The 14,071-nt window shown below is 34.9% G+C and carries 13 protein-coding genes; 1 reads left to right on the top strand and 12 read right to left on the bottom strand.

What is annotated here, in order from left to right; all coding sequences use genetic code 11:
• The first annotated feature begins 105 nt into the window (after window positions 1–105).
• Window positions 106–495 carry a bacillithiol system redox-active protein YtxJ gene (gene ytxJ, locus E0H99_RS14790; protein ID WP_131997241.1) on the top strand — a complete coding sequence of 130 codons (390 nt, stop codon included), beginning with the start codon at window positions 106–108 and terminating at the stop codon, window positions 493–495.
• A gap of 86 nt (window positions 496–581) precedes the next feature.
• Here ytxJ and argH read toward each other — a convergent pair whose 3' ends face one another.
• The 12 genes from argH to fahA form a co-directional block, all read right to left on the bottom strand.
• Window positions 582–1,862, bottom strand: coding sequence for an argininosuccinate lyase (gene argH / locus E0H99_RS14785; protein ID WP_131997238.1), 1,281 nt, complete (start codon window positions 1,860–1,862; stop codon window positions 582–584).
• A 120-nt stretch (window positions 1,863–1,982) separates the two neighbouring features.
• Window positions 1,983–3,053, bottom strand: a complete 1,071-nt coding sequence (locus E0H99_RS14780; RefSeq protein WP_131997235.1) for a M20 family metallo-hydrolase — start codon at window positions 3,051–3,053, stop codon at window positions 1,983–1,985.
• Window positions 3,050–3,835 (bottom strand): acetylglutamate kinase, encoded by a 786-nt coding sequence (gene argB, locus E0H99_RS14775; protein ID WP_131997232.1) that lies wholly within the window; start codon window positions 3,833–3,835, stop codon window positions 3,050–3,052. The genes E0H99_RS14780 and argB overlap by 4 nt, the downstream gene beginning before the upstream one ends.
• Window positions 3,825–4,772 (bottom strand): N-acetylornithine carbamoyltransferase, encoded by a 948-nt coding sequence (locus E0H99_RS14770; RefSeq protein ID WP_131997229.1) that lies wholly within the window; start codon window positions 4,770–4,772, stop codon window positions 3,825–3,827. The genes argB and E0H99_RS14770 overlap by 11 nt, the downstream gene beginning before the upstream one ends.
• A 71-nt stretch (window positions 4,773–4,843) precedes the next feature.
• Entirely contained in the window at window positions 4,844–5,614 is a 771-nt protein-coding gene (proB, locus tag E0H99_RS14765) for a glutamate 5-kinase (RefSeq protein WP_131997226.1), read from the bottom strand.
• On the bottom strand, window positions 5,598–6,794 hold the full coding sequence (locus tag E0H99_RS14760) for a glutamate-5-semialdehyde dehydrogenase (RefSeq protein WP_131997223.1): 1,197 nt from the start codon (window positions 6,792–6,794) through the stop codon (window positions 5,598–5,600). Before E0H99_RS14760 ends, proB begins: the two co-directional genes overlap by 17 nt.
• Before the next feature lie 85 nt (window positions 6,795–6,879).
• Complete coding sequence (locus tag E0H99_RS14755; protein ID WP_131997220.1) at window positions 6,880–8,016, bottom strand: aspartate aminotransferase family protein; 1,137 nt, start codon at window positions 8,014–8,016, stop codon at window positions 6,880–6,882.
• Window positions 8,017–8,140: 124 nt separating this feature from the next.
• Entirely contained in the window at window positions 8,141–9,118 is a 978-nt protein-coding gene (gene argC / locus E0H99_RS14750; RefSeq protein WP_131997217.1) for an N-acetyl-gamma-glutamyl-phosphate reductase, read from the bottom strand.
• Window positions 9,111–10,304, bottom strand: a complete 1,194-nt coding sequence (locus tag E0H99_RS14745) for an argininosuccinate synthase (RefSeq protein ID WP_131997214.1) — start codon at window positions 10,302–10,304, stop codon at window positions 9,111–9,113. The genes argC and E0H99_RS14745 overlap by 8 nt, the downstream gene beginning before the upstream one ends.
• A 4-nt stretch (window positions 10,305–10,308) precedes the next feature.
• Window positions 10,309–10,926, bottom strand: coding sequence for a GNAT family N-acetyltransferase (locus E0H99_RS14740; RefSeq protein ID WP_039110646.1), 618 nt, complete (start codon window positions 10,924–10,926; stop codon window positions 10,309–10,311).
• A gap of 474 nt (window positions 10,927–11,400) precedes the next feature.
• Window positions 11,401–12,585, bottom strand: coding sequence for a hypothetical protein (locus E0H99_RS14735; RefSeq protein WP_131997211.1), 1,185 nt, complete (start codon window positions 12,583–12,585; stop codon window positions 11,401–11,403).
• Window positions 12,586–12,741: 156 nt separating this feature from the next.
• Window positions 12,742–14,025 (bottom strand): fumarylacetoacetase, encoded by a 1,284-nt coding sequence (gene fahA / locus E0H99_RS14730; RefSeq protein WP_131997208.1) that lies wholly within the window; start codon window positions 14,023–14,025, stop codon window positions 12,742–12,744.
• Window positions 14,026–14,071: the final 46 nt, after the last annotated feature.

The following is a 14,071-nucleotide window of genomic DNA, read 5'->3' as shown; positions in this document are numbered from 1 at the left end:
ATCAATATTCAATATATATTCCATTACAATAATACAGACAAATTGACAGAAATTTCATGATTTTTATCATATGCCAAAGTCAAAATGTCTTAAAATAAGACAATTATGAGTTTTTTAAAAAATATGTTTAATAGTTCAGATGACAAGAATTTAAATGAAAATAAAATCAAGTGGAATGAACTAACCGATATAGGGCAACTGAATGAAATTATTACTATTTCGAATGAAAAACCAGTAGTAATTTTTAAACACAGTACTCGATGTAGCGTAAGTAGGATGGCATTGAAACAGTTTGAAAATGAGTTTAATAGCTCAGATAAAGTTACGCCTTATTTTTTAGATTTAATAGAATATAGAGCAATTTCTAATGCTATTGCAGATCAATTTGGTGTGACGCATCAATCCCCACAATTGATAGTAATTAAAGACGGAAAAGCCATTTACAATGTTTCGCATAGTGATATTGATGCGGAAGAGTTAGGAAAAAAGGTTTAATAGTCAATAGTTTAAATTTAAAATATAAAAAAACCCATTCGCTTCAACGAATGGATTTTTTTGCAACAACTATTTTGGTTTTTGAATTAATAAGAATCCCTCATCTTCCTTTTTATTTCCTTTAAACACAGATTGTTAATACTTCCTTCGTGCGTGTGTTTGGTTTCTTTTGGCGATTTAAAAGTACCATTTTCCAGTTGTTCTGCCACCGCTTTATACGCATCTCTAAAAGGCATTCCGGCAACCACCATTTCATTTAGAGTATCAACGGTAAACAAATAATTGTATTTTGGATCCGCAAGAATATTGTCTTTTACTTTGATGTCTTTGATAGCAAAAATGGCGATATCCAAACACGCTTTCAGGTTTTGAATAGCAGGAAATAATCCTTCTTTCAACAATTGTAAATCCCTGTGATAGCCACTTGGAAGATTATTGGTAATCAAAGTGATTTCGTATGGCAATGCTTGAATTTTATTGCATTTTCCGCGAATTAATTCAAAAACATCCGGGTTTTTCTTGTGCGGCATAATGCTCGAACCTGTTGTAAGATGTGAAGGTAAAGTGATAAAATCAAAATTCTGACTCATATACAAGCAAACATCCATCGAGAATTTAGATAGGGTAGAAGCCACGCTACTCATAGCATAAGCAACCGTTTTTTCTGATTTTCCACGGCTCATTTGAGCGGCAACCGAATTGAATTTTAAGGTTTCAAAACCCAATTCGGCTGTGGTGAATGTTCTGTTGATAGGGAAGGAACTTCCATAACCTGCAGCTGAACCCAAAGGGTTTTGGTCTACTATTTTCAAAGCCGCATTCAACATCGTTATATCATCAATCAAAGTTTCGGCGTAAGCGGAAAACCACATTCCAAAAGAAGATGGCATTGCAATTTGAAGGTGTGTGTACCCAGGCAACAAAACATTTTGATGTTTTTCTGCTGATTCCATAAGTAGATCGAACAATGTTTTTACTTGTTCCTTTAGTTCTTTAACCACGTCTTTTAGATACAAATTAACGTCTACTAAAACTTGGTCGTTACGGGAACGGGCAGTATGGATTTTTTTCCCGGCATCGCCTAATTTTACCGTTAAAAGATACTCGATTTTTGAATGTACGTCTTCAAAACTATCTTCGATTTCGAAATGCCCTTTTTCGGCATCAATAATAATATCTTCTAAAGCCAGCACTAAAGAATCCGTTTCGGAAGTTGTCAAAAGTCCGATTTGTTGCAACATTTTGGCGTGAGCAATAGAGCCTAAAGCATCGTATTTGGCCAGCACTAAATCCAGTTCTCTGTCGTTACCAACGGTGAAATGTTCGATTTGTTTATCTGTTGGTATTCCTTTTTCCCAAAGTTTCATATATGGATAATTAGATTTTTAGACTGTTAGATTTTTAGCCCCGATAGCAGCGATATCCTTTTTCTGGCTTCTTTAGCCAGGAAAAGATAAAGCGAATAGCGGGATTAGCTCCAAATTATTTTATTGTTTGAAAAAATCAGTTAGTATTTTGATATACAATTGAATTCCTTCTTCTATTTCGTTTATAAATATAAATTCGTCTGCTGAATGAGACCGCAGGGTTTCTCCAGGTCCTAATTTTAAGGATTTACAACTCAAAACGGATTGATCCGAAAGGGTAGGCGAGCCGTACGTTGTTCTTCCCAGTGCGATTCCTGCTTTTACTAATCCGTGTGCAACGGGAATCGATGACGCATTCAAATGCATGGAACGCGGATTGACTTCGGCGGTCAAATGTCTTTTTACGGTTTCTAAAATTTCGGGATTGCTGTAACAATCATTCACGCGAATATCGACAACCAAATGACATTCCGCAGGAACTACATTGTGTTGTTTTCCAGCGTTGATTTGGGTTACCGTCATTTTTACAGGACCTAAAACGGCCGATATTTTTTCGAATTGATAGCTGTTAAACCATTCTATAACAGGTATCGCATTATAAATGGGATTGTCAGGATTGTTGTGTGCGGCATGGCTGGCGGTGCCTTTTACGATGACATCGAGTACCAATAACCCTTTTTCGGCTACGGCCAATTGCATCAAAGTAGGTTCTCCCACAATGGCACATTCCAGTTCCGGTAAATGTTTTAAAACGCTGTTTAATCCATTTTTACCGCTGCTTTCTTCCTCGGCTGAAGCGACCATTACAATATTATAAGGCAGCGTTTCATTCGAATAAAAATGAACAAAAGTGGCTAAAAGCGAAACCAAACAACCACCCGCATCATTACTTCCCAATCCAAATAATTTTCCCTCTTTCACGATCGCTTCAAAAGGATCGTTGGTGTAGCCTTGGTTTGGTTTTACGGTATCGTGGTGTGAATTCAGTAATAGTGTTGGTTTGGTTTTATTAAAATGTTTATTGAAAGCCCAAATGTTATTATTTTCTCTTTCGAAAGGGATATTATTTTGTGTAAACCAATTTTCGATTAAAAGTGCTGTTTGGTCTTCTTCACTTGAAAAGGAAGGTGTTTCAATCAGTGCTTTTAATAGCGTAATCGCTTCTTGTGTAAGGATTTCTATACTCTTCATAGTGTAATTGTAGTGTACAATGCCGTTTTATCTTGTAACATCCTGTGATGGCCAATTTTTATTTTTTGAACTCCTTTGGACAAACTGTTGAAACAATTGTCTAATTTAGGAATCATACCGGAATGTATCGCTTTTTCGGCTTTTAATTTGGAATATAATTCTTGATTTATGTTCTCAATTACGGATGCATCATCTTCGGCATTATATAAAACGCCCGGTTTTTCGAAGCAATAATTCAAAGTAACATCGAAAACTTCCGATAGAGCAATTGCCAATTCACTGGCAATGGTATCCGCATTTGTGTTTAATAATTGCCCTTTTCCATCATGCGTAATCGCGCAAAACACCGGAACTATCCCATTTGAAAGTAACGTTTCCAATAATTGTGTGTTTACTTTTTTTACATCGCCCACAAAGCCGTAATTGATGGTTGGGTGGTTTCTTTTATCCGATTGAATTAAATTTCCATCGGCACCGGAAAATCCCATCGCATTGGTGGAATTTGCTTGTAATTGGGCAACGATATTTTTGTTAATTTGACCTGCATAAATCATCACAACCACATCAAGCATAGCGGCATCGGTAATGCGTCGTCCGTCAATCATTTGAGGAACTAAACCAATGCTTTCCGCCATTTTGGTAGCTGATTTTCCACCGCCATGAACCAGTACTTTAAATCCTTCGATCTTAGAAAAGTCAGCTAAAAATTGTGCTAATTCCGTTGGATTATCAATAATGTTTCCTCCAATTTTTATTAGCGTTACCGGTTTTTTATTTTCCATTTTCCAATATTTTTTGCAACACTAATTGTGCGGCATAGGTTCTATTATTGGCTTGTTCGATAACAATGGAGTTTTCGCTGTCAATCACTTCGTCGGTAACAATTACATTACGTCTTACCGGCAAACAATGCATAAATTTAGCGTTGTTAGTCAGTTTCATTTTATCGGCAGTTACGGTCCAGTTTGGGTCGGAATTAGTAATCTGACCATAATCGGTGTAATTGCTCCAGTTTTTGGCATAGATAAAATCAGCGTTTTCAAATGCTTTGTCTTGATCGTACTCAATCTTGGAATCTTTTGTGATTTCAGGATTCAATTCGTAGCCTTCGGGATGCGTAATGACAAAATCAGCATCTTGTAACTGCATCATTTCCACAAACGAATTAGGGACTGCTTGAGGTAAAGCTTTAGGATGTGGAGCCCAAGTCAAGACTACTTTTGGTCTGTGTTCCGTTTTATGTTCAGCCATGGTTATGGCATCAGCTAGCGATTGTAAAGGATGTCCTGTAGCACTTTCCATATTGACAACAGGCACAGTGGCATATTTTAAGAAACCCATAAGAACGGTTTCCGCATTGTCTTTTTCTTTGTCTACCAATCCGGCAAAAGCCCTAATAGCAATGATGTCACAATATTGAGAAACTACTGCTGCCGCTTCTTTAATATGTTCCGAAGCACCAGAGTTCATGATGGCTCCGTCTTCAAACTCCAATGTCCAACCTTCGCTATTAAAATTCATCACAATAACGTTCATTCCTAAATTCAAAGCTGCTTTTTGCGTACTCAAACGCGTTCTCAAACTGGAATTAAAAAACAACATTCCCAAGGTTTTGTTTTTACCCAGTTTTTTGTTTTTAAGTGGTTTTTTCTTGATTTTTAATGCTTGTTTCACCCATTTGTCGAGCGAATCTATGTTTTGTATGGAAATGTAGTTCATCGTCTTATGTGTTTAATCGGTTATTTGTTTATTTGATTAACCGAATTGACGATTAACCGAATCAACATATTTTATAGAATTTTAGTAAAAGGTATTTCGTTTTTTAAAGCTTTCAAAATAAAATTGTCTTCCAAGCCATTGACAATCCAAGTTTCGATATTGGCTGCTTTGGCGATTGCCGAAGCTTCTATTTTAGATTGCATTCCGCCAGTTCCGTGTGAAGATTTAGAATCGCCAATCTCTTTTTCCAATAGTTGCAAATCGGTTACCAAAGAAATAGTTTCAGGAACTGCATCAAGGATGGATGCTTTAGTGTAAATCCCGTTTGTATTGGTAGCAATAATCAGTATATCAACATTTAATAAAACGGAGGTTAAAGCGGCTAATTTATCATTGTCCCCAAACTGAATCTCATCCGTAGCCACGGTATCATTTTCATTGATAATCGGAATGTAATTATTTTTGACCAACACATTGATGGTGTTCACAATATTTACTTTGGCTTGCTCTTTTTCGAAATCAGAATACGAAAGCAAACATTGCGAAATCAGTAATCCTAAATCACTGAAGTTTTCATGATAAATCCGCATCAAATGAGGTTGACCAATTGAAGCCAATGCTTGTTTTACAAAAACATCTTTGTCTTGATTTTCCAGTTTTACAAATTGTTTGGCTGCAACAATCGCACCGGAACTCACAATGATAAACTCGTAATCGTCCTGTAAAGCAGCTATTTGTATCCCAATATCTTCAATCTTTCCTCTCGAAATATGATTGGTTTCTTTGGTTAACGTATTGCTCCCTAACTTTAATAAAATTCTTTTTTTACCTGATTTGTCCATTTCCGTAAATATACCACTTATTAGTAACTAAATGTTGCAAGCCAATTGGTCCACGTTGATGCAATTTGTCAGTGCTTATTGCTAATTCACCTCCTAAACCAAATTGTCCTCCATCAGTGAATCGAGTAGAAGCATTTTGATAAACGGCTGCCGTATCCACGTTTTCCATGAATTCCTGGGCAATTGCATCATTTTTTGTGATTATGGAAGCCGAATGTCCTCCACAATATTTGTTTATTTTGTCAATCGCTTCTTGATCCGAATTGGTTGTTCCAATAACAATTTTATAATCTAAAAACTCTTCGTACCAAATTAAATCCGATTCGATCTGAGGAACATCTGTTGCTCTGGAAATACTTTCATCTCCTAAAACAGTTACGTTTCTTTGTTGTAATTCCTGAACTATATTGATAGCAAAAGCTTCCCAATTTTCAAGATTTGTATCAATTAAAACTTTATCTAAAGCATTACAAACTGATATGTTTGAGGTTTTTCCGTTGATGATAATATCGAGAGCCTTTTTCAAATCGGCCTCTTTATTTACATACACAAAATTATTTCCTCGGCCACTTATAATAACTGGGCAAGTGGCATGTTTTTTTACAAAAGCAATCAATTTCTCACCACCACGAGGAACGATTAAGTCCACTTTTTGTGTTGGTTTTTCTAAAAAAGCCTGCGTTTCTTCCCGATTATAGTTCAAATATTCTACCCATTCTGTTGAAACATTACTTTCTTTCAAAGCTTGATGCCACAATTCCACAATTTTCAAGTTGGACTGTACCGATTCTTTTCCGCCTTTCAATAGGATTTTATTTCCGGATTTAAAAGCGATTCCACCTGCTTCAACAGTAACATCGGGTCTGGATTCATAAATAATCATTATGGTTCCAAAAGCCGCTGTTTTATTGATGATTTTCATTCCATTTTCATGGTCGAAATTAAAACGCTCTACGCCAATAGGATCTTCTTGACTTGTTAATTGTTGCAGGGATAGAATCATACCATCAATTTTGGCATCATCAACCAGTAAACGTTTTTCCATAGCTAAATCATTCCCAGAATAATGGTGCAAATCCTGTTGATTTACAATTTTAAGGTTGGCTCTTTCTTGTTCAAGAAGTTCGGCCATGCGACTTAAAACTGAATTTCGCTTTTCTATTGGTAATAAAGTGTTCATTAGTTTTTGGTTTACTATTTTAGAAAAAAAGCTAAACATATAAATCACAAGTTTAAGTGCTTATATGACTTATATGTTTAAAAAATCATTTCAATTCTGTCAATGCTTCTTTTAAAGCTACAATAAAGGTATCGATCGCTTCTTTCTTGATTGTCAATGGTGGAAGGATTCTTAGTAAGTTTTTATTATTTGCATTTCCTGTGAAAATATGCTTGTCCATAATCAATTTTTTACGTAGCGTACTTACGTCAAAATCAAATTCTGCACCTAACATTAATCCTCTTCCTTTTACTTGGATCACTTCAGGAACTTGTTTGATTGCTTCTAAAAAATAGGCGTAAACGTCGTTTACGTTGTCCATTAATTTTTGGCTTTCGATCACATCCAAAACTGCTATTCCAGCTGCACAAGCCAAATGGTTTCCACCAAAAGTAGTTCCCAATAATCCATAACTCGCTGTGAATTTTGGAGAAATCAAGATTCCGCCAATAGGAAATCCGTTACCCATTCCTTTCGCCAGACAAATAATATCTGCTTTAATGTTATGATGTTGGTGGGCGAAAAACTTTCCGCTTCTTCCGTATCCGGATTGCACTTCGTCCAAAATCAAAACGGCATCATATGCTGTACATATTTTTTCTAATGCCTGGAAAAATTCAGTTGTTCCTTGGTCTAAACCGCCAACTCCTTGAATTCCTTCAATTATAACAGAAGAAACATCTCCTTTTTTTAGTTCATTTTCTACCAACTCGATGTTATTCAAGGGCAAAAAAGTAACGATTTGTTGAGCATTGATTGGCGCAACAATTTTTTTGTTATCTGTAACCGCAACTGCCGCCGAAGTTCTTCCGTGAAAGGAATTATCAAAAGCAATTACTCTTGTTTTATTGTTGTGAAAAGAGGCTAATTTCAAGGCGTTTTCATTGGCTTCAGCTCCAGAACTGCACAAGAATAAAGTATAGTCTTCCAATCCTGAAAGTTTCCCTAATTTGGCTGCTAATTCTACTTGTAGTGGATTCTGAATCGCATTCGAATAAAAACCAATATTATCCAATTGATTTTTTAATTTGGTAACATAATTCGGATGTGTGTGTCCAATGGAAATTACTCCATGACCACCATATAAATCTAAATATTCCACTCCTTTTTCATCCGTAATAGTGCAATCTAGTGCTTTTACAGGAGTGATGTTGTATAATGGGTAAACGTCAAATAAGTTCATTTTTAATTATTTAAAGATTTAAAAATTGAAAAATTTAAAGATTCATGTCGTTTATAAATCTTTTTCTGTTTTTAGAATCCTAATAATTTTTCAATCATTAAATTCTTCAATCTTTTAATTATTTTTAAAATCCGCTTGGTTTCAAATGTAATCCTGTGGTTTCATCTAATCCAAACATCAAATTCATGTTTTGAATGGCTTGTCCTGAGGCTCCTTTTGTCAAATTATCAATTACTGAAGTAATCAATAACCGGTTTCCTTTTTTCATTAAACTAATAATGCATTTATTCGTTTGAACCACTTGTTTCATGTTGATTCCAGTGGTGGTAACAGTTACAAATGGTTGGTCTTTATAAAAATCCTCGTATTTAGCCACTATATCTTCCAAACTTTCTTCGATTGTTGTGTATAATGTTGCAAAAATCCCTCTGGCAAAATCACCTCTGTTTGGTACAAAAATCAATTCATCTTTATAACCTGCTTGCAATTGATTGACACTTTGGTTTATTTCACCCAAATGTTGGTGTTCAAAAGCTTTATAATGCGACATATTATTGGATCTCCAACTAAAATGCGTCGTTTCCGAAGGCGTAACTCCAGCTCCCGTGCTTCCGGTTGTGGCATTGATATGAACGTCAGTCGTAAGCATTTCGTTTTTTGCCAATGGCAATAATGCCAATTGAATTGCAGTTGCAAAACAACCTGGGTTTGCTATAAACTGAGCGTTTTTGATAACCGCTTTGTTCAATTCGGGTAGTCCGTAAACGAATTTTTTTCCATCAAAAATTTTGTCTTTGTGCAATCTGAAATCATTTCCTAAATCGATAATTTTGGTATGGTTTGCAAATTGATTTTGCTCTAAAAATGATTTTGATTTACCATGTCCTAAGCACAAGAAAACAACATTCACATTTGGATTTACAGTATCGGTAAAATTCATTTCGATATCGCCCATCAAATCATGATGCGCAACCGAAAGTTGTTTTCCAGCGTTTGTCGTGCTGTAAACAAAATCAATCGTTGCATTGGGATGAAACATCAATATTCTGATAAGTTCCCCCGCAGTGTAACCCGAACCACCAATTATTCCAATATTAATCATGTGTCAGTTTATTTACAGATGAAAATATGTTTTGCGCATTTCCAAGAATTTTGATAAATCCTTTAGCATCATCTGATGTCCAAGCGTTGTTCATTTCTCCATATTGTCCAAAACCGGTATTCATTAAATCATTTTCAGATTCAATTCCGTCCAATGTAAAGTGATATGGTTTTAGCGAAACGATAACGGTACCGTTTACAGTCGTTTGAGTGTCTTCTAGGAAAGCCTCAATGTTTCTCATTACAGGGTCTAGAAATTGTCCTTCATGAAACAACATTCCGTACCAGTTCCCCAGTTGTTCTTTCCAGTATTGCTGCCATTTACCCAGTGTATGTTTCTCTAATAAATGGTGTGCTTTGATGATGATTAAAGGTGCAGCGGCTTCAAAGCCAACTCTTCCTTTAATTCCGATAATGGTATCGCCCACATGCGTGTCTCTACCTATAGCGTAAGCGTTTGCCAGTTTTTCTAATGCAACGATATTTTTTGTTGGGGTGTCCAATGTCCCGTTGATGCCGACTAATTGTCCTTTTTCAAATTGTAGTGTCACTTTCTCTTCACCCGTTTTTTGCAATTGAGAAGGGTATGCTTCACTTGGTAAAGATTGATTTGATGTCAATGTTTCTTTACCACCTACGCTTGTTCCCCACAATCCTTTATTAATGGAATATTGTGCTTTTTCCCAAGAATAATGGACTCCATTTTTAGATAAATAATCCACTTCTTCCTGTCTGGATAATTTTAAATCTCTGATTGGAGTAATGATTTCAATTTCGGGTGCAATGGTTTGGAAAATTAAATCAAAACGAATTTGGTCATTTCCTGCACCGGTACTTCCGTGGGCGATTGCTTCTGCACCTACAGATTTTGCATATTTAATTGCTTCGATAGCTTGAAAAACACGTTCTGCACTTACAGATAATGGATAGGTATTGTTTTTTAATACATTTCCATAAATCAAATATTTAATGGCTTTGTCATAATATTTATCTACAATGGTAAGATTTGCATGTTGTGCACTTCCTAATTCGTAGGCTCTTTCTTCAATAGCGGCTAGTTCCTCTTCATCAAATCCGCCTGTATTTATAAGAACGGTGTGAACTTCATATCCTTTTTCGTTTTTTAAATATTTTAGGCAATATGAGGTATCTAATCCTCCACTATAAGCTAATACAACTTTTTTCATGATATTATTTTTTTAAGAACAAGGCTTCTTTAATTGATTTTAATCGGTTTAATACTCTGACGTTAAATGGGTGTTTAGGCGGGTCTTTAGGTTTTTCTTTTGGATCATAAAGCATCCCGGTACACAAGCACATTTTGTTGTCTTTACTTTTTAGGATTTCGTAATTGGTACAGGTTTGACATCCTTTCCAAAAACTGGGATCGCTGGTCAATTCTGAAAAAGGAACTGGTTTGTATCCCAAATCGGAATTTATTTTCATCACTGCTAAACCAGTTGTGATTCCAAATACTTTAGCTTCTGGATATTTTTCTAATGAATAATCAAAAACAAATGATTTGATTTTTTTTGCTAAACCTAAATTTCTGTAATCAGGATGTACAATCAACCCGGAATGTGCTACAAACTTCCCGTGTTGCCAACTTTCGATATAGCAAAAACCGGCAAATTTTCCATTGTCTAATGCAATGACGGCATCTTTGCTTTCCATCTTTTTTTGGATGTATTCAGGAGTTCTTTTAGCAATCCCAGTACCTCTCAATAAGGCAGACGATTCAATAGTATCGCATATTTCCTGCGAATACTTATAGTGTTCTTCCTGAGTTACAATGATAGAAATGTTCATTTCAAGAGATTATTTGAGTTAAAAAATGAGTTGTAAGTTTGTTTTAAAATACATTCTCCGTTCCCTTGAATTAAAAAACTAAAATACGAATTTATAATCCAATAAATTGAATAACAATATATTAGTAATAAAGGTATGATAATTTTGGAATATAGTATTCCAATGGAAAATAGTGGTAATTTCAAAACGGAAAAAATGAAAAATGAATAAAGATACGAAACAGCTTTTGGGTACTATAGTGATAGCATCCGTACTTCGGGAGAAGTAGTGGGTCTGTTTGTCCGTGACAAAGAAGTTATATGTAAACTTGTTTTATTCATTGGTGCAAAAGTACACATATTTTTATAACACAACACTAATTTTGTGTTTTGTAACAAAATTTTAATGTATTGTTGATTTTTTTAAATTAAAAAAACTCCTTGATAGGTTTAAGTATCAAGGAGTTTTATGAAATTAGGATTGATTTTTATAGTATTAGTTTCTAAACCTGTTTCTGCTAATAATATCTTTTATTTTGGTTTTTAAATCTTCTCCGGTATCATAAACCATTTGTTCATTGCTAGGAAAAGCTACTGCTCTTTTGTCAAAATAAGAGTAATAATTATCATCAGAAGCGCGTCGATCACCTTTATGAGTGGCATAAATATTTTCGAAAATATACTCACTTGCTATTGGAAAGGATTGTAATAATTGATTATTTTTAAAATTGATATAATCTACTTTAGCTGTAATTTGACAGGATTTAAACTGTCTGAATTCATAAATACGTACTGTTGCATTTCTCATATTATCCACCATTACCACTTTTCCTTTTTCATCCAGAACTTCTTTTCCGTTAGCATCAATTAGTTTTTTGATACCATCTTTTATGATGCGTTCTTTTACAAACTCTCTTTCTTTTATTTGCTCAGGCGAAATATAAATATGTCTAAAATAGATTGCCATTCCATAATCATAATCAATCCCTTTTTGTTTGTTGCTGTGGTAAACAGTCCATTTGTCGTTCAGTCCGTAAGTGCTAAAATCCAATAAATCATTTTGCAGACGAACCGGGATAATCATGTTGGTTTCGTTTTTGGTGTAAACCGAAACATAATCAGAACCTTTGAATTTTGCTTCATCCATGAGTTGTAAAACGTTTTTATAATTTGGAGTTATTTGGTTTAAATATTCCATATCATCATACGCTTTCCGGTAATTCATTTTATCGGAAGTTCCCATTAATTTTTTTGCATTGGCATACAAATAAGCTGATAAAGCATTTTTACTATCGATAATTTGATCGATATAATTGTCAAATGGGAAAATTGCATTTCTTCCTTCTTTAATTAGTTTCAAAGGAAGTAACGGTTTGATTTTTTCCTGACGGGAATTCAATTGTAAATACATGTTGTACATTTTTTCCAATTGTGCAGGATTAGCATCTTTTGCTAACAAATTTATGGCATTCAAATCACGTTCTTTTGCTTTGGCGAAAGCCTCTTCCAGCAAGTAAACATACTCTTGTTTGCCTTTTTTATCTTTATTGGTTCGCAAATTTGAAACGGCATTGTCAATTGCTTGATCGTAATTTCCAGAGCTTAATAAATTTTGGGTTTGTTTCAAGCCACAGGAGGAAATCAGTACAAACATGGATAATAGAAGAGTAATTTTTTTCATAAGCGTTACTATTAAGTAAATGATTTTTTGAAGCTATTTCTGCTATTTTTAAGCAGATTAATTGGGTTTTATTTTTTAAAATCCAAAAATAATGCCATAAAAAAACCTAACAAAAATAGAATAAATGTTAGGCTTTAAAAAGTGTATTTTTAATTTTTATTTTCTCACAAAAGGAGGAAGTAATTTACTGGAAACTTCACCAAAACCAATTCGAACCTGACCATTTTGACAAAATCCTTTCATGATTACAGTGTCATTATCATTGATGAATTTACGTTCTGTTCCGTCGTTCATTTTTATTGGATTTTTTCCACCCCAAGTCAATTCTAACATTGAACCGAAACTATCTTGTGTAGTTCCTGAAATTGTACCGGAACCCATCATGTCACCAGAATTTACTCTACAACCATTAGAAGTGTGATGTGTCAATTGCTGGCTCATAGTCCAATACATGTGTTTAAAATTTGAATGAGAAACTACAGTTGGTTCTGTATTTTCAGGTTGAATCGCCACTTCTAAATTAATATCAAAAGAATGCTTTCCTTTTTGTTGCAGATAAGGCAATGGAGTTGGTTCTTGTTTTGGCCCTTTAGTTCTAAAAGGTTCTAAAGCATCCATTGTCACAATCCAAGGCGAGATTGAAGAAGCAAAGTTTTTTGACAAAAATGGCCCTAGCGGCACGTATTCCCATTTTTGAATATCGCGTGCACTCCAGTCATTCAATAAAACCATTCCGAAAATATAATCTTCGGCTTCAGTTACAGGGATATTTTCTCCCATAATATTGGCATCTGTAGTGATGAAAGCCGTTTCCAGTTCAAAATCTACTAATCGAGAAGGTCCAAAAACGGGTGTGGTTTCGCCATTTGGCAATGTTTGTCCCATCGGTCTGTGTACCGGAATTCCAGAAGGAACTATTGTGGAGCTTCTACCATGATAGCCTACAGGAATGTGAAGCCAGTTGGGCAATAATGCATTTTCTGGATCACGGAACATTTTTCCTACATTGGTCGCGTGTTCTTTACTGGAATAAAAGTCAGTGTAATCACCAATAAGGACTGGTAATTGCATTTCTACATCGTCCATTTTGAAAATTACAATATCACGGTCTTTTACTGAATCTCGCAATTTTGGATTTTCTTCATCAAATATGTCGGCAATACGATTTCGAACCAATCGCCATGTTTTTTTTCCATCCGAAATAAAATCATTCAAAGTATCCTGCATGAACATATCATCAGTTAATTCAATACCTTCAAAGTAGTTTAATTGCTGTAAAGCACCCAAGTCGATTGCAAAATCACCAATTCGAGTTCCTACCGTCACCACATTTTCCTTGGTGAGGAAAACCCCGAAAGGAATATTTTGTATGGGAAAGTCACTGTTTTCTGGGACTTCCAGCCATGATTTTCTGTTTGTAATGTTGGCTGTTATAGGCATGATATGTTAATTGTTTTGTTGAAAATTACTCATCAAATATATTATA

This window comes from Flavobacterium sp. GT3P67, from assembly GCF_004349155.1.
Classification (GTDB): domain Bacteria; phylum Bacteroidota; class Bacteroidia; order Flavobacteriales; family Flavobacteriaceae; genus Flavobacterium; species Flavobacterium ranwuense.
This window is presented reverse-complemented; position numbering and strand designations above follow the sequence as displayed.